The sequence below is a fragment of the Halalkalibacter sp. HAAS-P013 genome, from assembly GCF_056619925.1.
Window position 1 is genome coordinate 14,405 of sequence record NZ_JBWQTU010000004.1, and the last position, 22,873, is coordinate 37,277.

The window sequence follows — 22,873 nt, forward strand, 5'->3', positions numbered from 1 at the left end:
AAAATAACATGACAATTAAACTTGAAGGTGGCATGATTTTAGCTGAAAATGGAACGTTAGAAGTAAAGGATGTATACATGGTAAACGGACGTATTCAGTTTAAAAAACCATCAACTGAGGACGTAACGGTAATAAATGTAGAAGGGAAACTGGTTGCTCCTGGTCTTGTCGATGTTCATGTTCACTTACGTGAACCAGGCGGAGAGAAGAAGGAAACGATTGAAACTGGAACGAAATCAGCAGCTGCTGGTGGTTTTACGACCATTGCAGCAATGCCAAACACAAGACCAGTTCCAGATACGAAAGAACAAATGGAATGGTTGCAAGAAAGAATTCAATCGACAGGGCATGTTCGTGTTTTGCCTTATGCGTCGATTACGACTAGACAATTAGGGAAAGAATTAACAGATTTTAAAGCATTAAAAGAAGCTGGTGCTTTTGCTTTTACTGACGACGGTGTGGGCGTCCAATCTGCAGACATGATGCTTCAAGCGATGAAAAAAGCGGCAGAAATGAATATGGCTATTGTTGCACATTGTGAGGAAAATACATTGATTCATGGTGGATGTGTTCATGAAGGGAAGTTTTCAGCTGAACATAACGTACCGGGTATTCCATCTGTGTGCGAATCAGTCCATATTGCTCGTGATGTGTTATTAGCTGAAGCTGCCAATTGTCACTATCACGTATGTCATGTTAGTACAAAAGAATCCGTTCGAGTAATTAGAGATGCAAAAAAAGCTGGAATTAACGTCACAGCAGAAGTATCTCCTCACCACATTTTACTTTGTGAAGATGATATTCCTGGTTTAGACACAAACTTTAAAATGAATCCTCCATTACGAGCAAAAGAAGATCAACAAGCTCTTTGGGAAGGACTTTTGGATGGGACGATTGACTTTATTGCTACAGACCATGCACCACATACAGAGGAAGAAAAGGCAGTTGGCATGGAACGATCTCCATTTGGAATTGTTGGTTTAGAAACGGCCTTCCCACTGCTATACACACACATTGTAAGAACGGAAAGAGCAACATTAAAACAGCTGGTAGATTGGTTAACTGTAAAACCAGCAAGTACATTTGATTTGGAATCAGGGTTACTAAAAGAAGGTGTAGTTGCTGATGTTACCGTTATAGATCTTGAGGAAGAACGAACAATTGATAAAGAAGCATTTTTATCTAAAGGGAAAAATACACCGTTTCATGGCTGGGCTTGTGTTGGGTGGCCGGAATATACTTTTGTTGATGGAAAGCTTGTATTTGAGAAAGGAAAGGTGACAGTATGAAGCGTCAACTGATTTTAGAAGATGGGAATATTTTCGTTGGAGAAGGATTTGGATCAGATAAAGTAATGAGCGGTGAAGTTGTTTTTAATACAGGAATGACAGGGTATCAAGAAATTTTATCTGACCCTTCTTATTGCGGTCAAATTGTCACGATGACGTATCCATTGATAGGAAATTACGGAATTAATCGTGATGATTTTGAATCAGTGACGCCAGCTATTAATGGATTCATTGTAAAGGAATATGAGCCGGAGCCAAGTCACTGGCGTGAAGAGGAATCATTAGACACTTTGCTTCGTGCAAAGGATATTCCTGGCCTTGCAGGCATTGATACTCGTAAGTTAACTCGTTTAATTAGGGAACATGGGACTCTTCGTGGGCGAATTTGCTCATTGGATGTTGATGTAAATGAAGTTATTGAAGAGTTAAAGCAAACGACTTTCGTTCGAAATCAGGTTGAACAGGTTTCCACGAAATCTCCATATCATGCACCAGGCAGAGGGAACAAAGTGGTTCTTGTTGATTTTGGAATGAAGCACGGTATTTTACGAGAGTTAATAGCAAGACAATGTGACGTTGTTGTTGTTCCTTATAATACAAGTGCAGAGGAAATTCTACGATTACGTCCAGATGGAATCATGTTAAGTAATGGACCTGGAGATCCTGTTGATGTTCCTGAAGCAATCGAAATGATTAAAGAAATCCTTGGACAAGTGCCGATCTTTGGTATCTGTCTTGGACATCAACTTCTTTCTCTTGCTTGTGGTGCAACAACTAGTAAATTACGTTTTGGTCACCGTGGGTCCAACACACCAGTGCGTGAACTTTCAACTGGAAAAATTGATATTACAGCACAAAACCACGGATATACAGTCGATCTTGAGTCATTAGAAGGAACAGGGCTTGAATTAACTCACATCGCTGTAAATGACGGAACGGTTGAAGGGGTTAGGCATCTTGATCACGCAGCATTTAGCGTGCAGTATCACCCAGAGGCATCACCAGGCCCACATGATGCGAATGACTTATTTAACCAGTTCGTAACGATGATGGAAGCCGAAAAGAAAACAACTGTACTTGTCTAATTGAGGGGAGACGAAAAAATGGGAAGACGTAACGATATAAATAAGATTTTAGTAATAGGTTCTGGTCCAATTGTGATTGGACAAGCTGCTGAGTTTGATTATGCTGGTACACAAGCGTGTCAAGCATTGAAAGAAGAAGGATACGAAGTCATCTTAATTAATTCCAATCCTGCAACAATCATGACAGATACAACAATGGCTGACCGTGTATATATCGAGCCAATTACATTAGAATTTGTTAGTCGTATTATCCGTAAAGAACGTCCTGATGGTATTGTAGCAACTCTTGGAGGTCAAACTGGGCTTAATATGGCCATGGAACTTGATGAGTCTGGAATATTAAAAGCATACAATATCGAACTATTAGGTACTGATTTAGATGCAATTAAGAGAGCTGAGGACCGTGATTTATTTAGATCACTAATGAATGAATTACATGAACCAGTCCCAGAGAGTGATATTGTCCATACATTAGAAGAAGCATATAAGTTTGTGGACCAAGTAGGCTATCCAATTATCGTTCGTCCTGCATACACATTAGGTGGAACTGGTGGAGGAATTGTTCATAATGAAGAACAATTACGTGAGATCGTTACAAGCGGTCTAAAATATAGCCCTGTTACACAATGTTTAATTGAGAAAAGCATTGCTGGTTTTAAAGAAGTTGAATATGAAGTGATGCGCGATGCAAAAGATCAAGCGATTGTTGTTTGTAACATGGAAAATATTGATCCAGTAGGCATTCACACAGGTGATTCCATCGTTGTCGCACCAAGTCAAACGTTAACAGACCGAGATTATCAGCGTTTACGTAATTCATCGTTAAAGATCATTCGTGCCCTAGGGATTGAAGGTGGATGTAACGTTCAATTTGCACACGATCCTTATAGCGATCAGTATTACATTATTGAAGTAAACCCACGTGTTAGTCGGTCATCAGCACTTGCATCAAAAGCAACTGGTTATCCAATTGCTAAAATGGCAGCAAAGATTGCTGTTGGCTATAGCTTAGATGAATTGATGAATCCAATTACAGGTAAAACATATGCAAGCTTTGAACCCGCACTTGATTATGTAGTCTCTAAAATTCCACGTTGGCCATTTGATAAATTTGATGCTGCCAATCGTACATTAGGAACGCAAATGAAAGCAACGGGTGAAGTTATGGCAATTGGTCGTAACTTGGAAGAGTCACTACTCAAGGCTGTCCGTTCATTGGAAGCAGGATATGATCATATTTATGATACAAAAATTGCAAATACAGATACGGATGTATTAGTAAAACGTTTAGATAAAACAGATGATGAGCGACTCTTTGTTTTAGCTGAGTTGCTTAGACGAGGTCATTCTATTCAGTCACTATGCGAGCTAACTAAGATTGATCGTTTCTTTATGCAAAAGCTTTCAAGAATTGTTGCACTTGAAAATAAACTAACTGAGTCTCCGGATGATGTTGAGATGTTGCAGCAAGCAAAAGAGCGCGGTTTTTCTGATATCGCAATTGCAAGACTTTGGAATAAGGAAGAGCGTGATATATACACTTTTCGCATGGAGCAAAACATTCGTCCTGTCTATAAAATGGTTGATACGTGTGCGGCTGAGTTTGAATCAGAAACACCATATTTTTACGGCACTTATGAAGATGAAAATGAGGCACTTCAAACAGATAAAAAGAGCATTCTCGTTTTAGGCTCAGGTCCAATTCGAATTGGACAAGGGATTGAGTTTGATTATGCGACTGTTCATACGGTTTGGGCAATTAAAGAAGCTGGATATGAAGCGATTATTATTAACAATAACCCAGAGACAGTTTCAACTGACTTCAGTACATCAGATAAGCTTTACTTTGAGCCTTTAACAGTTGAAGATGTTATGCATGTGTACGAGCAAGAGCAACCTGAAGGAGTCATTGTTCAATTTGGTGGACAAACGGCGATTAATCTAGCGGCAGAATTAGAAGCAAGAGGAGTTCCGATTATTGGTACATCACTAGAGAGCATGGACCGTGCAGAAGATCGTGATAAATTTGAACAAACTCTTTTATCGTTAGATATTCCACAGCCGCTCGGGCGCACGGCAACGTCAGTGGAAGGTGCTGTAGCGATTGCAAATGAAATTGGATATCCTGTACTTGTTCGTCCTTCTTATGTTCTCGGTGGACGAGCAATGGAAATTGTCTATAAAGAAGAAGAGCTTCTTAACTATATGAAAACAGCAGTAAGTGTGAATCCGAAACATCCGGTTCTTGTTGACCGTTACTTAACAGGTAAGGAACTTGAAGTTGATGCGATTTCCGACGGGGAGAATGTCTTTATCCCTGGAATTATGGAACATATTGAGCGTGCAGGTGTTCACTCTGGTGATTCGATTGCAGTGTATCCACCGCAAACAGTGCCAGAGGACTTAAAGCAGAAGCTGATTGATCGTACGATTGCGATTGCTAGAGGATTAAACATTGTTGGTCTTTTGAACATTCAATTTGTTTGGCATAAGGATGAGGTTTACGTATTAGAGGTAAATCCACGTTCAAGCCGTACTGTACCGTTTTTAAGTAAAATTACAGGAGTACCTATGGCAAATCTTGCAACAAAAGTTATGCTGGGCAAGAAACTTCCTGAATTAGGGTACGAAACTGGCTATCAGACTGAAGCAAAAGAAGTTTCCGTTAAAGTTCCAGTATTCTCATTTGCGAAACTTCGCCGCGTAGATATTACGCTAGGACCTGAGATGAAATCAACAGGTGAAGTAATGGGACGAGATACAACGCTTGAAAAAGCTCTCTATAAAGGTTTGATCGCATCAGGAATGAGTATTCCAACACACGGATCAGTACTCTTTACGGTTGCTGATAAGGATAAAGAAGAAGCCTTAAGTTTAGTCGAACGCTTCCATCAAATCGGGTTTGATATTTTAGCAACTGCAGGTACAGCAAGCTTTATTCAAGAGGCGAACATCCCTGTTACAGTTGTAAATAAAATTGCTGAAGAAAAACCAAACCTTCTAGATGTAATCCGTGAAGGACAAGCTCAATTTGTTATCAATACGTTAACAAGAGGAAAACAGCCAGCGCGTGATGGCTTCCGAATTCGTCGCGAAGCGGTTGAAAACGGTGTTGTCTGCTTAACTTCAATTGATACGGGTGAGGCTCTCTTAAGAGTACTTGAGTCAATTACGTTTTCTTCTGAAAGTATGCCACAAATGCAAATGTAGAAAGTGGAGGGACCCATGATAAAAAAAGAAAATTTAACGATTAAAAGTCAAAGAGAGATCGCTTCAAACATAATGGAATTAATATGTTCTGGAAGCTTAGCCAAACAAATGACAGAACCTGGACAATTTTTACACTTGCGGGTTGACACGAGTGACGATTTACTTTTGAGACGTCCGATTAGTATTTGTGACGTAGACGTTGATAACGAAACAGTCACAATGCTTTATCGTTCGGAGGGAAAAGGAACAAAGAGATTATCCCTTAAGCAAGAAGGTGAAAAAATTGATGTGCTAGGTCCACTCGGAAATGGGTTTCCATTAGATGCAACTGAACAAGGAGAAACAGCTCTTCTTGTCGGTGGTGGCATTGGGGTTCCTCCTCTCTATTATTTGTCAAAGCAATTAAAAAAACGAGGAGTCAATGTGATTCACGTATTAGGTTTCCAAAGCTCAGAAAACGTCTTCTATGAAGAAGAGTTTTCTAAGCTTGGTGATACGTATGTTGTAACAGCAGACGGAACATATGGCTCAATCGGTTATGTAACTGATGTAATAAATGAGAAAAACTTATCGTTTGATACGATGTATTCATGTGGACCAACACCAATGCTAGCGGCACTATCAAGAATCTATAGCGATAAGCGCTTGTACATCTCGCTTGAGGAGCGAATGGGCTGTGGTGTTGGAGCATGTTTTGCATGTGTTTGTCATGTAGTAGGGGACGAGTCTGGAACTAGTTACCGTAAAGTCTGTACAGATGGTCCAGTCTTTCCGGTCGGGGAGGTTGTACTATGAACAGATTAAAAGTGGAATTACCTGGACTTTCGATGAAAAATCCAATCATGCCAGCATCAGGGTGCTTTGGATTCGGGAAAGAGTATGCAAATTATTATGATCTTGACGTTTTAGGAGCTATTGCGATAAAAGCGACGACAGATAAGCCACGTTTTGGGAATCCAACGCCTAGAGTTGCGGAAACATCAGCAGGTATGCTTAATGCAATTGGCTTACAAAATCCTGGATTAGATGGCGTATTAACAAATGAGTTGCCTTGGTTAAATAAATATGATGTACCGATTGTGGCTAATGTTGCTGGCACTGAAATTGCTGATTATGTTGAAACAACAGCAAAGCTTTCTAAAGCAGAAAATGTTCATGCGATTGAATTGAATATTTCCTGTCCGAATGTGAAGCAAGGTGGGATTGCTTTTGGAACGATTCCAGAAGTGGCTGCGGAATTAACAAGAGAAGTAAAAAATGTTTCAGATGTTCCTGTGTATGTGAAATTATCTCCGAATGTTGCAGATATCGTTGAAATAGCTAAAGCTGTTGAAAAGGCAGGGGCAGATGGACTTTCAATGATTAATACGCTTCTTGGCATGCGGATTGACTTAGTAAGAAGAAAGCCTATCTTAGCTAATGGTTACGGTGGTTTATCAGGTCCAGCTATTAAACCTGTAGCGATCCGTATGATTCATCAAGTGAGCCAAGTTGTTGACATTCCTATTATTGGAATGGGAGGAATTTATACAGCAGAAGATGTTGTTGAATTTATGCTTGCTGGTGCTAGCGCTGTAGCAGTTGGAACAGCGAATTTTACTGATCCATATGTTTGTCCGACAATCATTGAAGAACTTCCAGCGCTTCTTGATGATTTAGAAGTTGACCATGTGCAAGATCTAATAGGAGGGAGTTGGAAAAAATGCAACGTCCACTCATAATTGCCTTAGATTTAGATGATGCAAAAAAGCGTAAATCACTACTAGATCAATTTAATGGGGAATCTCTGTATGTGAAGGTAGGCATGGAACTATTTTATCGAGAAGGAAGACAAGTGATTCATGAATTAAATGAAAGTGGTCATCACATTTTTCTTGATTTAAAATTGCACGATATCCCTAATACGGTTCAAAGAACGATGAAAGAGCTCGCTAGTTTAGATATAGACATCGTTAATGTCCATGCTGCAGGCGGAAAAAAAATGATGAGTGCGGCTCGTGAAGGCTTGGAGCAAGGAACACAAGCGGGGCAAAATCGCCCCACGTTAATTGCCGTCACTCAATTAACAAGTACTGATGAAGAAACGATGCACAGTGAATTGCTAATTCAACGACCATTAAACGAAGTTGTTAAAACGTACGCTACGTTTGCAAAAGAAAGTGGAGTGGATGGGGTTGTCTGTTCAGCAAAAGAAGTCCCTCTTATTCATGATGCTTGTGGTTCAAATTTTTATACAGTGTGTCCGGGGATTCGCCGAGTGGAGGATGCAGTTGGGGATCAAAAACGTGTTGTCACCCCAGAGGAAGCAAGAGAGCTAGGAAGCTGGGGAATTGTTGTTGGAAGAAGCATCACAAGTGCCAAAGATCCTTTTAGCGTTTATCATCAAATGAAAAAAGACTGGGAGGGCTAAATATGAAAGAAATTGCCAAACATTTATTAGACATTGGTGCTGTTCACCTGCGCCCAAATGATCCATTCACATGGACTTCAGGAATGAAGTCACCTATTTACTGTGACAACCGTTTAACACTTTCTTATCCAGCTGTACGCAAAGATATTATTTCTGGATTCGCAAATCTTCTAGAAGGAATTGAAGTAGATGTGATTGCTGGGACAGCAACAGCAGGAATTCCACATGCAGCCTTATTAGCTGATAAATTAGATTTACCGATGATTTATGTTAGAGGAAGTGCCAAAGGGCACGGCAAGCAAAATCAAATTGAAGGCAAAATTGAAAAAGGTCAAAAAGTCGTCCTTGTTGAAGATTTAATCTCAACAGGAGGTAGTGTTATTCAAGCTGCAGAGGCACTGCGCGCATCCGGAGCTGAGGTAGTGGCGATAGTAGCTATCTTTACATATGAATTCCAAAAGGCATATGATGCATTGAAAGAGGCTAATCTCCCTACACATGTGTTAACATCTTATTCAACATTACTTACAGTAGCAAAGAAACAAGGCACAATTACTGCAGAGCAAGAACAGCGTTTAAACGAATGGCGCAAGGATCCAACTTCACAAAACTGGATGACAGAACAAGTATAAGAAGGAACTGAAAAAGGGCGAACTATCCCTTTTTCAGTTCCTTCTTTGCGATGAGCGAAGCCGCCGTAATGTTTTAAGCTTTTTGAGCGAATTTCTCAAAAAGCGCACGGCGAGAGAAGCCATCGCAACTTTGATCCAAAAAGGGCGAACTATCCCTTTTTCAGTTCCTTCTTTGCGATGAGCGAAGCCGCCGTTATGTTTTAAGCCTTTTGAGCGAATTTCGCAGGGAAGCTCACGGCGAGCGAAGCCACCGAAAGCATGCTGTTCCTTCTATAGTAACCTGTTTTAAAAGGTGTGATTGCCTTTTAAAGCGGCTGTGATACGATGATGTGAAAGAAAGGGTGACATACATGAGAAAAATGAGTGGAACAGATTTCGATGATCTAGTTGAATTTTTTGATAAAATGGCTCAAACGAAATGGCTTACCTCGGTTCATGACCAATTAAAAGATCTTTCAGGAAGTTGGAATGATAAAACGATATTGGATATTGGCTGTGGAACAGGAAGGTTGCTAGAGCGCGGGAAAGAAAATGCTCGTGAACTTATAGGGGTTGATTTGTCACATGAAATGGTGGAGAAAAGTCGTTCTCTATTAGAAGATGGTGAAGCGAAAGCGAGATTACTTGTTGGTGATGCTTACAACCTTCCTTTACAAGACAATCAAATAGATGTGGCTTTATCCACTTGTGTAATGTTTTTGCTTCCAGAACCAGATAAAGGACTTGCTGAGATGATCCGAGTCGTTAAACCTGATGGTGTTGTCGCAATGTTAAATCCATCCAATAAGATGTCACCTGATACGGCTCGGTATTATGCAAATATGAATGATATGAGCGGATTCGAACGTGAGTCACTTCTGGCGTGGTCAAATGTTTCAACAAAAAGACATCGTTACTCTGACATTGAACTTGACCAGTTATTGATGGCACTTGGAATGAGGAACATTCGCCATGCTCATGTATTGGATGGGTTAGCAACGATTACAGTGGCTCTGAAGTAGGTATTTTTCCTGATGGGGATGATGATGTAGTCTCATGATAAAAAAGCGAGGCTAACCAAGCAACCTCGCTTACTTTATTATTTTCTTAATGAACGCACTACATCCTCATTAGGAGTAACGAAAATGGTCGTCTGATTGTCGTAAATGACGTAGCCTGGCTTAGCTCCATTTGGTTTTTTTACATGGCGGATTTTCGTGTAATCTACGGGGACAGAACTTGATTGTTTCGCTTTGCTATAAAAAGCGGCCACTGTAGCAGCTTCAAGTAATGTGTCATCATCAGGGTCTGTGCTTCTAATGACAACATGGGACCCAGGAATATCCTTTGTATGCAGCCAAATTTCATCTTGCCTTGCAAATTTATTTGTTACATAATCGTTTTGCTTATTATTCTTACCAACAAAAAATTCAACTCCACTCGTTGAGATATATTGCTCAAGCTGTGGCTTTTTGTCTTTCTTTTTCTTTTGCTGCTTCACTCGTTTACGAATATAGCCTTCTTCAATTAACTCTTCTCGAATTTCTTCGATATCTTTAGGAGCTGCACTTTCCATTTGTTGAATTAGTTGGTCAAAGTATTGAACTTCTTCTTTAGCTTTTAGTATTTGTTCTTCTACTACAGCTACTGAATTTTTTGCTTTGTTGTACTTTTTGAAATAGGCTTGTGCATTATCAGATGGGCTTTTTTGTGGATCAAGCTTAATAAGGGCTGTACCACCTTCTTCATCATAATAATCAATCACTTCCACTTGGGTATCTCCGCGCTTTACCATATGTAAATTAGCCGTTAAAAGCTCACCGAGTTTTTGGTATTCTTTAGCTCGTTCTGCTTGGTGTAACGTTTGTTCTAGTTTCTTTATTTTCTTTTTGTTCTTTTGCCATTCATTTCTTAAAAAACGCTCTAAATCATGTGCTTGTTGTTTGACGCGATCTCGTTCTGCTTTTCCATAATAGAATCGATCAAGCAATTCGCTAACAGATTTAAAAGGTTTTCGTTCACCTTTTAAATGTTCTAGAGGGATGATTGAAAACGATTCTTTTCCATCTGCTGTAATAAGCATTTCAGGATGATACTTGTGTTCTCGTAACCGATTTATTATCGCTGAATAAGCAGGTGGTAGTGTATTCCTGTTAACAAAAGAGCCTGATTGAAACGTAATCTCACTAGCTAGTTGTGGAGAGAGGCCAGCAATTTGGCCAACTAATTGTTTATCAATCTTCCCTGCATTGAAATCAATCAATTTTAACAATCCGTCATCATCTAATTCAAACGGATTGGATTTATGTTGCTCAGGAGGCAATTTGTAAACTTGTCCTGGCATAACCGTACGATAGCTGCTTTGAGCAGGGCTAATGTGTTTAATGCTGTCGAGGATTACGCCTGTTTTTCTGTCAACTAAGCTAATATTACTGTGACGTCCCATAATTTCAACATACAGCTTCTTAAAAGTTTCATCACCGAGTTCATCTTTATTTTTAATATGAAAAATAATGACACGTTCCATCTGAAGTTGTTCAATCTTTTCAATGATACTTCCTTCTAAATGCTTTCTGAGCAACATACAGAACATCGGTGGTGTAGAAGGATTATCATACTTTTCTTTTGTGATGTGAATTCTTGCAAAACTTGCATTTGCTGATAGGAGTAACTGGTGGTTCTTGCCTTTTGCTCGAATTGTAAATACTAATTCTGTTTTATATGGTTGATAAATTTTTGATATTCTTCCTGACGTTAACAACGCTTCAAGCTCGTGTGTCATCGCCCTTGTCATAAATCCATCAAATGACATGGCTCGATCATTCCTTTCCTGCGTATCGTACTTGCTAGAGCTGTTATTCAAACTGCAGCAACAATTGTTGTTTTTTTTAGAATGCTCTTATGAGTATAGCATGTTTTCCTGGTTCACTGAATATGATGGCTTGTATAAACAATTTGGATAAGCCTTAAACAAATATATGGGAAAAGAGAATATCATGTGGGGTGTGTCGAGATGAAATGGTACAAGTTAGAGGAGCATGAAGTAACCTCATCTGTCGGAACGGATCTTGAAAAGGGATTAACGGAAAAAGAAGTAGAAAAGCGGTTGAAGAAATATGGCCCCAATAAACTTGATGAAGGAAAGAGGACATCTGCTTTATTTGTCTTTCTTGGACAATTTAAAGATTTCATGGTCCTCGTTCTTTTAGCTGCTACCTTTATCTCTGGTATGCTTGGAGAATACATTGATGCCATCACAATTATGATCATTGTATTATTAAATGGAATATTAGGGTTTGTTCAAGAGAGGAAAGCAGAGAAATCACTTGATGCATTAAAGGAATTGTCAGCACCGCAAATGCAGGTCCTTAGAAAAGGGGAATGGAAAAAGGTCTTATCTGCACAAGTCGTCCCTGGTGATATCGTGAAGGTTTCTAGTGGTGACCGAATTGGAGCAGATTTACGACTATTACAAACGAATGGATTACGAATTGAAGAGTCTTCTTTAACAGGAGAGTCAGTTCCTGTTCAGAAACAGCACCATTCATTGGAAGGTTCAGAAATTGAACTTGGTGATCAATCAAATATGGCATTTATGGGTACGCTTGTCACACAAGGAAGTGGCATTGGAGTTGTAGTTGGGACAGGAATGAAGACTGAAATGGGGAAAATAGCCCACTTACTTCAATCAACAACAACACTGATTACACCTCTTCAACGTCGATTAGAGCAATTAGGTAAAATATTAATTGCTGTTGCACTTGTGTTAACTGCACTTGTTGTGATTATCGGGGTTTTGCAAGGACATGACGTCTATACGATGATCTTATCAGGGGTATCATTAGCAGTTGCTGCGATCCCAGAAGGGCTTCCTGCGATTGTTACCGTTGCATTAGCACTTGGGGTTCAACGAATGATAAAAAGAAAAGCAATCGTTCGAAAGCTGCCTGCGGTTGAAACGTTGGGGTGTGCTTCAGTTATTTGTTCAGATAAGACAGGGACACTTACGCAAAATAAAATGACGGTCACCCATGCATGGAGTGAAGGAAAACTATGGAACATTGCTGGTGGCGGGTATGAACCACATGGAACGTTTAGTCAAAATGGGAAGAAGATTGATCCTAGTAAAGAAAGGAAACTTCAACAACTATTAAGCTATGGATGGTTATGCAATAATGCTAATTTGTTAGAGAAGACAGTTAAGCAAGGAATGCTTAGAAAACAAGTTACAGAGTATGTGATGGATGGAGATCCAACAGAAGGGGCTCTTGTCGTTGCTGCTATGAAGGCTGGCTATTCAAAACAAGGGTTAGAAAAGCACTTTTCAAGAGTTCTAGAATTTCCTTTTGACTCAGCAAGAAAAATGATGTCTGTCATTGTCAAAGATGCAAAAGGAAGGTCCTTTGTGATTACGAAGGGTGCCCCAGATGTTGTTTTAGGTCAATGTACAAAGATAGCTTATGGGGCTAATGAAGAAGCTCTTACTTCTAAGCGAAAATTAGAGGTTGAAGGAGCTGTTGAACAATTAGCAGGTAATGCCCTTCGAACGATTGCGATTGCTTATCGTCCGTTAGGGGCAACAGAAACGTGCAAGCAACCATTTGAAGCAGAACGTGGGTTAACATTCATTGGTTTACAAGGAATGATTGACCCTCCAAGACCAGAAGTAAAGGACTCCATTGCTGAATGCCGCCAAGCGGGGATTAAAACCGTTATGATCACTGGCGATCATAAAGTAACTGCATCAGCAATAGCAGCACAATTAGGGATCTTATCTAAAAAGGGAAAAGTACTAGACGGTCAAATGCTTTCAAAGCTTAGTGTAGCCGAATTAGAAGAGATCGTAGATGATGTTGATGTCTATGCACGTGTTTCGCCAGAACATAAATTGAAAATTGTTAAAGCTCTACAAGCAAAAGGTCATATTGTTGCGATGACAGGGGATGGCGTGAATGATGCACCTGCTATTAAGGCTGCAAACATTGGGATTGCAATGGGGATTACTGGAACCGATGTGGCAAAAGAGGCATCCTCTTTAATATTAAGTGACGATAATTTTGCTACAATTAAAGCTGCGATTAAAGAAGGACGAAACATTTACGAAAATATTCGAAAATTTATTCGATATATGATGGCCTCAAATGTCGGGGAAATTTTGGTCATGTTGTTTGCAATGATGTTAGGCATGCCGCTTCCACTTGTAGCCATTCAAATTCTTTGGATTAACCTAGTTACAGATGGACTGCCTGCTATGGCTTTAGGGATGGACCAAGCCGAAGGGGATGTTATGAAACGTGCTCCAAGAAATCCAAATGAGGGGGTATTCGCTCGCGGATTGACTTGGAAGATTTTAAGTCGAGGATTTATGATTGGGGTCGTTACTCTTGTTGCGTTTTGGCTTACGCTACAAGCAGATCCAAGTGATTTAACGAGGGCGCAAACTGTAGCGTTTGTTACTCTAGTTATGGCACAACTGATTCACGTATTCGATTGTCGTAGTGAGTATTCAGTATACCACCGTAATCCATTTGAAAATCGCTATTTAGTTGGTGCTGTTATTATCTCAACGATATTAATGCTAGCAGTTATTTATTATCCACCGTTACAAACTGTCTTCCATACTGTAGCATTAACAGGTCATGAGTGGTTATTAGTTCTAGGTATGGCATCGATTCCGACTGTTGTACTTGGGGGCTTTCAACTCATGAAACGAAAATAAGTTCGAGAGGTTAATGAATGAAGAGCTGTTGGACTAAGTCCAAATTGCTTCGTCGTTAACCTCTCTTATTGGTTTTACTTGTTGAGCATAATGTTTTTCTGTAAAATAAAAGTTGGATGTGATAAATATGAAAAGTATGACAGGGTTTGGTTCAGCCATTGTGAAGTGTGACAATGGTGAAGTAACGATTGAAGCGAAAGCTGTAAACCATCGTTTTTTAGAATTACAAGTCAAGGTACCCCACGCTCTTTTATTTATGGAAGATAAGATACGAAAGCAAGTAAAAGACATTGTACAACGTGGGAAAATTGATATTACGATTCATGTAGAAGAAGCAGCGAGTACTAAGCGTGTGTTAACGTTGGACGAACAATTGCTAGACCAATATAAACAAGCTGCAGATGTGATAAAAGAAAAGCTAGGCTCTGATTCACCTCTTGATGTAAGTAGCATATTGCTAGATCGTCACATTGCTCAAGTGGAAGAGGTTAGCAGTGGCAATTGGAATGAAGAAGAAGAATCAATTCAACAAGGTGTAATAGAAGCTCTTTTATCCTTTAATTCGATGAGAGAAGCAGAGGGGCAATATTTAAAGCAGGATATGAAGCAATGGCTGCAAAAATTATTGGAGTGCTGTAATGACATAGAACGATTAGTCCCTACGTTAATTGATCGTTACCGTGAAAAAGTGGAAGGAAGAATTAGGGCTTATACAGATGGGGATTCAGAAATTGATGATGTAAGAATTCTAACTGAAATAGCTATTCTTACTGAAAAAATGGACATAAGTGAAGAGTTGGTTCGCATGAGGGCGCATGTAAACCAGTATAAACATTACTTGAATCACGATGACGCTATTGGAAGAAGGCTTGACTTCTTATTACAAGAAATGTATAGAGAAGTAAATACAATTGGATCGAAGGCGTCTGATTCCTTCATTAGACAACATGTTGTTGAGATGAAGGGGTTCCTTGAAAAATTAAAAGAACAAGTACAAAATGTTGAATAGGAGCTAGAATTCGCAAAGAGTTTCGTATATAGTTAGATTAGTTTGGATAACAATGTTGAGAGTGGATGCGGCTCTCCTAAAGTGGGGGTAAAAGAAATGAACATTAAATTAATTAACATCGGATTTGGAAATATTGTTTCAGCAAATCGAATTATTTCCATCGTAAGTCCAGAGTCAGCACCAATTAAACGAATTATTCAAGATGCAAGAGATCGTAATATGTTAATTGATGCAACATATGGTCGCAGGACGCGAGCAGTTATTATTGCTGATAGTGATCACGTGATCTTAAGTGCGGTTCAACCTGAAACAGTAGCACAAAGGTTGACTAGCAAAGACGATACAGGTGAAGACTAATCAAGAATATGTTAGGATACATAAGCATGAATGCATGAAGTGTGTAGGAGGTTTCCATGAAGAAAGATAAAGGTCTATTACTTGTATTATCGGGGCCGGCAGGTGTTGGTAAAGGGACAGTGTGTTCGGCGTTACGTCAAGAAAATACATCCGTTCAGTATTCTGTCTCTGCTACGACTCGTTCTCCAAGAGAGGGAGAGCGGGATGGGGTCAATTATTTTTTTAAAACGAGAGAGCAATTTGAAAAAATGATTGAACAAGATCAGTTGTTAGAGTGGGCAGAGTATGTAGGGAACTATTACGGTACACCAATTGAATATGTAAGAGAAACAATTAATAGTGGGCAAGATATTATTCTTGAGATTGAAGTACAAGGTGCTCTTAAAGTACGCGAACGTTTTCCAGAAGGTGTGTTCATTTTCTTAATGCCACCAAGTTTAGCAGAGCTAAGAAGTCGGATTGTTGGACGTGGTACGGAAACAGAAGATATTATTGACAAACGGATGACCGTAGCAAAAGACGAGATTGAAATGATGAAAAAGTATGATTATGTTGTAGAAAATGATCAAGTTCACCTTGCTGTTGAGCGGATAAAATCGATTGTAACAGCAGAGCACTGTAAACGTGAACGATTAATAGAAAAATATAAAGAACTGGTGGAGGTAAACTAATGCTATATCCTTCGATTGATTCGCTTTTAACAAAACTAGATTCAAAGTACACACTCGTTACGGTATCGGCGAAACGAGCACGTGAAATTCGTGAAGATTTATCGCGTGGTCCTATGATTAATCGACCTGTTTCTCATAAGCCGGTTGGGGTTGCACTCGAAGAAATTATTGATGATCACTTACATTTTAAACGAATTAACCCGTTAGACGATGAGGAATAAGAAAGCTAGAGGCTGACTCAATTCATTAGCTTCAAACCCCAACGAAGCATGGTATTAATTTTTGTTTTAGGGGTTTGACCTTTTGAGTCAGCCTTTTTTCTATGAGTGGAAAAAGACTTGGGAGTGGGTGAAAACAATGCTAAAAGGAAAAAATATTATCCTTGGAGTATGCGGAGGGATTGCAGCATTTAAAGCTGCAGCTCTAACAAGTAAGCTAGTACAAGCCGGAGCAAACGTGAAAGTGATTATGACTGAATCAGCAAAGGAGTTTGTGACCCCCTTAACGTTTCAGGCCCTTTCACGTCAACCGGTTTATGATAGTACATTTATTGAACCTGATCCAACTAAAATTGCTCATATTGATGTGGCTGATTGGGCAGACGTTGTTTTGGTCGCCCCTACTACAGCGAATGTACTAGCTAAGCTTGCAAATGGACTAGCTGATGATATGTTAACAACAACTTTGCTTGCGACAACGGCTCCAATTTATCTTGCACCTGCAATGAATGTCAATATGTATAACAAAGCAGCTGTTCAACGTAATGTATCCACATTATCACAAGATGGATACCGTTTCATAGATGGAGCGGAAGGCTATCTAGCTTGTGGGTGGACTGGAAAGGGGAGAATGGCTGAACCAGAAGATCTACTTACTATTCTTGAGCGTCACTTTGTAACCGGAGATGGACAACTTAAGGGGAAGACGGTTGTCATAACAGCAGGACCGACTCAAGAGAGGATCGATCCTGTCCGCTATTTCACAAATCACTCATCAGGAAAAATGGGTTATGCTATTGCTGAGGCAGCTCGTATGCAAGGAGCTAGAGTTGTATTAATCTCCGGTCCTACGCAAATCAAGCCGCCAGAAGGGATGGAAGTCATTCATGTTGTCTCGGCGAAAGAAATGTTTGAGGCTTCCATGCGATATTATGAAAAAGCGGATATCGTGATCAAGTCTGCTGCTGTTGCAGATTACAGACCAAAAGATACGTTCGAGCAAAAACGAAAAAAGCAGCCAGGAACGTGGTTCATTGAGATGGAGAGAACGACGGATATATTACAAACCTTAGGTGAACACAAAATAGACCAAATTCTTGTTGGGTTTGCTGCTGAATCGGAGCATGTTGAAGAATACGCTATGAAAAAATTGCATTCAAAGAATCTCGATTTAATCATTGCAAATAATATCCTGCAAGAAGGGGCCGGCTTTAAAGGGGATACGAATGCTGTTACAATCTTTACGCATGATGGAGATAAAAAGGAGTATCCTGTCTTAGCGAAAAGAGAAGTTGCTCAATACATTATTTCTGACATCATTTCCTATATGAAAAGGCATCATCGTTTATGATTGCGAAAGTGATTGTCGATGTTCCAACTTCCCAAACGGACCGTTTGTTTGATTATGAGATTCCGAAAGAGTGGGAAAATGTCATACAACCAGGGATTAGAGTTGTTGTACCTTTTGGACCTAGAAAGATTCAAGGTTTTGTCATTGACCTAGAGCAAGAATCGGCTCTAGATAAAATAAAACCAATTGAAGATGTATTAGATCTTGTTCCTGTTTTAACGAAAGAATTGCTTCAACTTGGAGAGTGGTTATCGGAGCAGACGCTGAGCTTTAAGTTATCTGCCTATCAACTAATGATTCCAGCTGCTATGCGGACAAAGATAAAAAAAGAAATTGTGTTACTATCGGATAACAATCAATTACCTGCTTCTTTGCAGAAGTTCTTTCAATCGGGAGACAGGACTTTATGGTCGGATGTTATAAATGAAAAACAAAATTTAAAAGTTGTCCAAGAACTGGTCAAAGATGGAGTTCTTGAAGTCTGTTATCAAGTAGAAGAAAAAGGGAAAAAGAAGACAGAACGCTATATCAAACTAGCAGATATTAGTGATCAACTAGAGGAAATTCCAGCTCGAGCGCAAAAGCAAAGAGAAATCATTACTTTTTTAAAAGAGATAAATGAGCCGATTTCTGTACAAGCTCTATTAAAAAGATTGGAAACCACTAGGCAAGTTGTAACGACGTTAGTGAAAAAAGGATATATTCAAGAGTTTGCACAGGAAGTTTATCGGGATCCGTTAGCTGGGTTTCACTATGAGCGCACAACGCCTCTTTCTCTTACTGCACAGCAACAAGAAGTAATCACACCAATTTTGAACTCTCTTGAGAGTAAGGAACATGACACGTTTTTGCTGCACGGTGTAACAGGAAGCGGCAAAACGGAAGTTTACTTACAAGCCATTGACAAGGCTCTTCAGATGGAGAGAGAGGCTATTGTTCTTGTACCTGAAATTTCATTAACACCGCAAATGGTTCAAAGGTTTAAAGGAAGGTTTGGTTCGAGAGTAGCAGTACTTCATTCAGGACTATCAATGGGAGAGAAGTACGATGAATGGAGAAAGATATTAAGAAAAGAAGTCGAGGTTGTTGTTGGCGCCAGGTCGGCAATTTTTGCCCCATTTACAAATGTTGGAATAATCATTATTGATGAAGAGCATGAAACGAGTTACAAGCAAGAAGAAAACCCAAAGTATCATGCTAGAGATGTAGCAATTTTTCGAGGTGACTATCACCAGTGCCCAGTTATCTTAGGAAGTGCCACACCTTCACTTGAATCATACGCCCGGGCGAAGAAACAAGTGTATCAGTTGCTACCATTAACGACAAGAGTGAATCAACGGGCAATGCCAGCTGTAGAAGTGGTTGATATGCGTGAAGAGTTAAGAAATGGGAACCGCTCCATGTTTTCTTTTACGTTATTAGAAATGTTAAAAGATAGGATGGAAAAAGGAGAACAGTCTGTCCTTTTTTTAAACCGAAGAGGGTATTCAACATTTGTAATGTGTCGAGACTGCGGATATGTAGCAACATGTGAACATTGTGACATTTCTCTTACCTATCATCGTACTCATCATTCATTAAAATGTCATTATTGTGGGCATGAAGAAAAGATGCCAAACACATGTGAATCTTGTGGAAGTGATCATATTCGCTTTTTTGGGTCGGGAACGCAAAAGGTTGAAGAAGAACTGACCCGTGTGTTACCAACAGCAAAAGTCATTCGTATGGATATTGATACAACAAGAAGGAAAGGATCTCACGAAAGACTTCTTTCTGCGTTTGGACGTGGGGAAGCAGATATTTTGCTTGGAACACAAATGATTGCTAAAGGACTAGATTTTCCTAAAATTACTCTTGTTGGTGTGCTAGCAGCAGACTCGATGCTCCACATTCCAGATTTCAGATCAGCTGAGCGTACGTTTCAGTTAATGGAACAAGTAAGTGGTCGAGCGGGCAGACATGAACTTGAAGGAAAGGTGATTATCCAATCATATACACCGGATCACTATAGTATTGAACTTGTAAAAAGCCATGATTATGAACATTTCTTTCAAATGGAAATGTCGCAACGGAAGACAGGTTTATATCCACCGTATGTCTTTATGGTTTTAATTAATATTTCTCATCCTGAATTAACAAAAGTTATAACTGTTTCTGAAAAAATTGCCTCCTTTCTGAAGAGAGAGCTTCAAGAAACAACGACCGTTCTAGGTCCGGTCGCATCTCCACTCGCACGCATAAAAGATAGATATCGTTATCAATGCATGATAAAATACAGAAACGAGCCGAGGTTACTCGAAACATTACGTGAAATACAACAACATTTCATACGCGATATTAACCAAGGACAACTACAAGTCTCAATAGATATGCATCCTTATATGTTTACATAGAGTTTAAACCAAAAGGGTGCCTTTCCCTTTTGGTTTAAACTCGAAGCGATGAGCGATGCCGCCGTAATGTTTTAAGCCTTTAAGGAGCGGTTTTCTCCTAAAAGGCGCACGGCGAGAGAAGCCATCGCAAATACGTAATGGCAAGAAGTAAAAAATAAACTACTATAAAAGTGGGCAATGCCAAATTCTATACATAATTACGCAAGCAGGTACTATCACCGAAAGAATAGTGACTGCATGAAAGGCGGTCGATTAAATGAAAATTGTTTTTATGGGAACACCTGACTTTTCCGTCCCCGTTTTAAGAAACTTAATAAATGAAGGATACGATATTGCTGCTGTCGTTACACAACCAGATCGTCCTGTAGGTAGAAAACGTATCTTGACTCCACCCCCTGTTAAAATAGAAGCTGAGAAGCATCATATAGATGTGCTGCAACCAGAAAAAATTCGTGAAAAAAGTGAGTTAGAAAAAGTATTTTCATATGAACCAGATTTGATTGTCACAGCAGCATTTGGACAGATCTTGCCGAAAGAACTTCTAGATTATCCAAAACATGGCTGCATTAACGTTCATGCTTCTCTTCTTCCAAAATACCGTGGCGGTGCTCCTATTCATCAAGCAATTATAGATGGTCAGAAAGAATCCGGTGTAACAATTATGTATATGGTTGAGAAATTAGACGCAGGTGATATGATTTCACAAGTGCGTGTCCCCATTGAAGAAAAAGACCATGTAGGGACAATGCATGATAAGTTAAGCATAGCTGGTGCCAAATTATTAATTGAAACGATCCCGGAACTCATTAAAGGTAATCTGACTGCTAAAACACAAGATGAAACTGATGTCACTTTTGCAAGAAACATTTCACGTGAGATGGAATTGCTTAACTGGAGTCGTTCAGGGGAAGACTTATATAATCAAATAAGAGGATTACATCCATGGCCTGTTGCGTATACAATTTTAGATGGCAAGCCGTTAAAAGTATGGTGGGGTGAGAAAGTACAGTCAAACCAATCAGTCCCACCTGGAACGATTGAACGTATTGAACAAGATGGAATCATTGTGACAACAGGATCAAACATGGCAATAAAAATTACAGAACTTCAACCTTCAGGTAAAAAGAAAATGGATGCGACCTCTTTTATTCGGGGTGCAGGTGCCCATTTAAAAAATGGAATGAAGCTAGGAGAATCAAATGAGTAAACCAGTACGTGAGGTAGCCTTAGAAATTTTGCTTCAAATTGAGAAAAATCAAGCTTATAGCAACCTCCTCTTAAACCAAACTGTCAATCGAACAAAATTAGATCCAAGAGATGTCGGTTTATTGACAGAAATTGTGTATGGGACGATCCAGCGAAGAGATACGCTCGATTATTATTTACAGTCATTTGTAAAGAAAGGAGTCGCTTCCCTGCAGGACTGGGTTAAGGTATTATTACGTTTATCCGTTTATCAATTGGCCTATTTAGATCGTGTTCCAGAGCGAGCGGTTATCCATGAAGCTGTAGCCATCGCCAAAAAACGTGGACATAAAGGAATAAGTGGGATGGTAAATGGTGTGCTCCGTTCTATTCAAAGAGAAGGACTCCCTTCGCTAACACAAATAAAAGATGAGACAGAAAGAGTTGCTCTTGAATATAGCTACCCAGTTTGGTTAGTAAAGCGTTGGGTTGCTCAATATGGGTTAGACGAAACAAGGGCAATGTGTCAATCAAGCTTAGAACCCCCACGTGTAACGGTTCGAGTGAATCAAGTAAAAGCGACGGTAGAAGAGGCTATCTTGCTTTTAGAGAAAGAAGGATTACAAGTTAAGCAAGGGGACTTATCACCTGATGCAATCATTGTAGAAAAAGGAAACGTTTTTCAAACGAATACGTATAAACAAGGCTATGTCACAGCGCAAGATGAAAGTTCGATGCTAGTTGGACGAGCTGTGGGGGCAAAACCTGGAATGACGGTAGCAGATACGTGTGCTGCACCTGGAGGGAAATCAACTCACATTGCGGAACAAATGGACGACACTGGAACGGTTTTGTCATTTGATTTACATGACCACAAAGTGAAGCTAATCCATGATCAAACAAAAAGACTTGGTTTATCATGTATTCTGGCTGAAGCAATGGATGCAAGAAAAATTCACGAAAAGGTGAAGGGACCATTTGATCGGGTGTTAGTCGATGCACCTTGTAGTGGTTTTGGAGTTATTAGAAGAAAGCCTGATATTAAATGGTCGAAAAGAGAAAAAGATATTAAGGCGATAATGAATATTCAGCAAGAGATTTTACAAGCTGTAGCCCCGTTTGTAAAACAAGGTGGAACACTTATTTATAGTACTTGTACAGTAGACAAAGATGAGAATGAAGAAAGTGTCGCGAATTTCTTAGCTGAGCATCCAGAATTTCAACTAGATAAAACGTTAAAAGATAGACTTCCTGAGAAAGCGCTAGGCCGATATGCAGAAGGGATGGTTACCATTCTTCCTCAAGATTTTAAAACAGACGGCTTTTTTATTGCAAGTCTTATCAAACAATAATTAACAGGCGAAA

At 39.6% G+C, this 22,873-nt stretch carries 18 protein-coding genes; 17 read left to right on the top strand and 1 reads right to left on the bottom strand.

Going from position 1 to position 22,873, the window contains the following annotated elements:
• The first annotated feature begins 8 nt into the window (after positions 1 to 8).
• The 8 genes from AC1FXP_RS07230 to AC1FXP_RS07265 all read left to right on the top strand — a co-directional run bounded on the left by AC1FXP_RS07230 (position 9) and on the right by AC1FXP_RS07265 (position 9,627).
• Positions 9 to 1,289 (top strand): dihydroorotase, encoded by a 1,281-nt coding sequence (locus AC1FXP_RS07230; RefSeq protein WP_480059848.1) that lies wholly within the window; start codon positions 9 to 11, stop codon positions 1,287 to 1,289.
• The gene (locus tag AC1FXP_RS07235) at positions 1,286 to 2,374 is read left to right on the top strand and encodes a carbamoyl phosphate synthase small subunit (protein ID WP_480059850.1); all 1,089 of its coding nucleotides are present in this window, start codon (positions 1,286 to 1,288) and stop codon (positions 2,372 to 2,374) included. The genes AC1FXP_RS07230 and AC1FXP_RS07235 overlap by 4 nt, the downstream gene beginning before the upstream one ends.
• A gap of 18 nt (positions 2,375 to 2,392) precedes the next feature.
• Positions 2,393 to 5,584, top strand: coding sequence for a carbamoyl-phosphate synthase large subunit (gene carB / locus AC1FXP_RS07240; protein WP_480059852.1), 3,192 nt, complete (start codon positions 2,393 to 2,395; stop codon positions 5,582 to 5,584).
• Positions 5,585 to 5,599: 15 nt separating this feature from the next.
• On the top strand, positions 5,600 to 6,379 hold the full coding sequence (locus AC1FXP_RS07245) for a dihydroorotate dehydrogenase electron transfer subunit (RefSeq protein ID WP_480059854.1): 780 nt from the start codon (positions 5,600 to 5,602) through the stop codon (positions 6,377 to 6,379).
• Entirely contained in the window at positions 6,376 to 7,305 is a 930-nt protein-coding gene (locus tag AC1FXP_RS07250; protein ID WP_480059856.1) for a dihydroorotate dehydrogenase, read from the top strand. Before AC1FXP_RS07245 ends, AC1FXP_RS07250 begins: the two co-directional genes overlap by 4 nt.
• Positions 7,287 to 7,994, top strand: coding sequence for an orotidine-5'-phosphate decarboxylase (gene pyrF, locus AC1FXP_RS07255; protein WP_480059858.1), 708 nt, complete (start codon positions 7,287 to 7,289; stop codon positions 7,992 to 7,994). Before AC1FXP_RS07250 ends, pyrF begins: the two co-directional genes overlap by 19 nt.
• Before the next feature lie 2 nt (positions 7,995 to 7,996).
• Entirely contained in the window at positions 7,997 to 8,626 is a 630-nt protein-coding gene (pyrE, locus tag AC1FXP_RS07260) for an orotate phosphoribosyltransferase (protein ID WP_480059860.1), read from the top strand.
• 350 nt (positions 8,627 to 8,976) lie between these two features.
• Positions 8,977 to 9,627, top strand: a complete 651-nt coding sequence (locus AC1FXP_RS07265; RefSeq protein WP_480059862.1) for a class I SAM-dependent methyltransferase — start codon at positions 8,977 to 8,979, stop codon at positions 9,625 to 9,627.
• 77 nt (positions 9,628 to 9,704) lie between these two features.
• Here the strand turns inward: AC1FXP_RS07265 and AC1FXP_RS07270 are convergent, their stop codons facing one another.
• Positions 9,705 to 11,417 carry an Rqc2 family fibronectin-binding protein gene (locus AC1FXP_RS07270; protein WP_480059864.1) on the bottom strand — a complete coding sequence of 571 codons (1,713 nt, stop codon included), beginning with the start codon at positions 11,415 to 11,417 and terminating at the stop codon, positions 9,705 to 9,707.
• A gap of 201 nt (positions 11,418 to 11,618) precedes the next feature.
• Here AC1FXP_RS07270 and AC1FXP_RS07275 point away from each other — a divergent pair, with 201 nt between their 5' ends.
• From AC1FXP_RS07275 to rsmB, 9 genes are all read left to right on the top strand, one after another.
• Positions 11,619 to 14,324: a calcium-translocating P-type ATPase, SERCA-type gene (locus AC1FXP_RS07275; protein ID WP_480059866.1), complete on the top strand. Its 2,706-nt coding sequence runs from the start codon at positions 11,619 to 11,621 to the stop codon at positions 14,322 to 14,324.
• A 127-nt stretch (positions 14,325 to 14,451) separates the two neighbouring features.
• Positions 14,452 to 15,333: a YicC/YloC family endoribonuclease gene (locus AC1FXP_RS07280; RefSeq protein WP_480059868.1), complete on the top strand. Its 882-nt coding sequence runs from the start codon at positions 14,452 to 14,454 to the stop codon at positions 15,331 to 15,333.
• A gap of 96 nt (positions 15,334 to 15,429) precedes the next feature.
• Entirely contained in the window at positions 15,430 to 15,690 is a 261-nt protein-coding gene (gene remA / locus AC1FXP_RS07285) for an extracellular matrix/biofilm regulator RemA (protein WP_034629754.1), read from the top strand.
• 56 nt (positions 15,691 to 15,746) lie between these two features.
• Complete coding sequence (gene gmk, locus AC1FXP_RS07290) at positions 15,747 to 16,361, top strand: guanylate kinase (protein ID WP_480059870.1); 615 nt, start codon at positions 15,747 to 15,749, stop codon at positions 16,359 to 16,361.
• Positions 16,361 to 16,582 (top strand): DNA-directed RNA polymerase subunit omega, encoded by a 222-nt coding sequence (rpoZ, locus tag AC1FXP_RS07295; protein WP_480059872.1) that lies wholly within the window; start codon positions 16,361 to 16,363, stop codon positions 16,580 to 16,582. The genes gmk and rpoZ overlap by 1 nt, the downstream gene beginning before the upstream one ends.
• A 136-nt stretch (positions 16,583 to 16,718) precedes the next feature.
• Positions 16,719 to 17,930, top strand: coding sequence for a bifunctional phosphopantothenoylcysteine decarboxylase/phosphopantothenate--cysteine ligase CoaBC (gene coaBC, locus AC1FXP_RS07300; RefSeq protein ID WP_480060232.1), 1,212 nt, complete (start codon positions 16,719 to 16,721; stop codon positions 17,928 to 17,930).
• The gene (gene priA / locus AC1FXP_RS07305) at positions 17,927 to 20,323 is read left to right on the top strand and encodes a primosomal protein N' (RefSeq protein WP_480059874.1); all 2,397 of its coding nucleotides are present in this window, start codon (positions 17,927 to 17,929) and stop codon (positions 20,321 to 20,323) included. The genes coaBC and priA overlap by 4 nt, the downstream gene beginning before the upstream one ends.
• Before the next feature lie 256 nt (positions 20,324 to 20,579).
• On the top strand, positions 20,580 to 21,530 hold the full coding sequence (gene fmt / locus AC1FXP_RS07310) for a methionyl-tRNA formyltransferase (RefSeq protein ID WP_480059876.1): 951 nt from the start codon (positions 20,580 to 20,582) through the stop codon (positions 21,528 to 21,530).
• Positions 21,523 to 22,860 carry a 16S rRNA (cytosine(967)-C(5))-methyltransferase RsmB gene (gene rsmB / locus AC1FXP_RS07315; protein ID WP_480059878.1) on the top strand — a complete coding sequence of 446 codons (1,338 nt, stop codon included), beginning with the start codon at positions 21,523 to 21,525 and terminating at the stop codon, positions 22,858 to 22,860. The genes fmt and rsmB overlap by 8 nt, the downstream gene beginning before the upstream one ends.
• Positions 22,861 to 22,873: the final 13 nt, after the last annotated feature.

Coding starts and splice junctions, on each gene's coding strand:
- AC1FXP_RS07270 (WP_480059864.1), bottom strand. CDS start 11,417: ATGTCATTTGATGGATTTATGACAAGGGCGATGACACACGAGCTTGAA.
- priA (WP_480059874.1), top strand. CDS start 17,927: ATGATTGCGAAAGTGATTGTCGATGTTCCAACTTCCCAAACGGACCGT.
- pyrE (WP_480059860.1), top strand. CDS start 7,997: ATGAAAGAAATTGCCAAACATTTATTAGACATTGGTGCTGTTCACCTG.
- AC1FXP_RS07280 (WP_480059868.1), top strand. CDS start 14,452: ATGAAAAGTATGACAGGGTTTGGTTCAGCCATTGTGAAGTGTGACAAT.
- coaBC (WP_480060232.1), top strand. CDS start 16,719: ATGCTAAAAGGAAAAAATATTATCCTTGGAGTATGCGGAGGGATTGCA.
- AC1FXP_RS07250 (WP_480059856.1), top strand. CDS start 6,376: ATGAACAGATTAAAAGTGGAATTACCTGGACTTTCGATGAAAAATCCA.
- AC1FXP_RS07235 (WP_480059850.1), top strand. CDS start 1,286: ATGAAGCGTCAACTGATTTTAGAAGATGGGAATATTTTCGTTGGAGAA.
- remA (WP_034629754.1), top strand. CDS start 15,430: ATGAACATTAAATTAATTAACATCGGATTTGGAAATATTGTTTCAGCA.
- fmt (WP_480059876.1), top strand. CDS start 20,580: ATGAAAATTGTTTTTATGGGAACACCTGACTTTTCCGTCCCCGTTTTA.
- rsmB (WP_480059878.1), top strand. CDS start 21,523: ATGAGTAAACCAGTACGTGAGGTAGCCTTAGAAATTTTGCTTCAAATT.
- AC1FXP_RS07275 (WP_480059866.1), top strand. CDS start 11,619: ATGAAATGGTACAAGTTAGAGGAGCATGAAGTAACCTCATCTGTCGGA.
- AC1FXP_RS07230 (WP_480059848.1), top strand. CDS start 9: ATGACAATTAAACTTGAAGGTGGCATGATTTTAGCTGAAAATGGAACG.
- carB (WP_480059852.1), top strand. CDS start 2,393: ATGGGAAGACGTAACGATATAAATAAGATTTTAGTAATAGGTTCTGGT.
- rpoZ (WP_480059872.1), top strand. CDS start 16,361: ATGCTATATCCTTCGATTGATTCGCTTTTAACAAAACTAGATTCAAAG.
- gmk (WP_480059870.1), top strand. CDS start 15,747: ATGAAGAAAGATAAAGGTCTATTACTTGTATTATCGGGGCCGGCAGGT.
- AC1FXP_RS07245 (WP_480059854.1), top strand. CDS start 5,600: ATGATAAAAAAAGAAAATTTAACGATTAAAAGTCAAAGAGAGATCGCT.
- AC1FXP_RS07265 (WP_480059862.1), top strand. CDS start 8,977: ATGAGAAAAATGAGTGGAACAGATTTCGATGATCTAGTTGAATTTTTT.
- pyrF (WP_480059858.1), top strand. CDS start 7,287: ATGCAACGTCCACTCATAATTGCCTTAGATTTAGATGATGCAAAAAAG.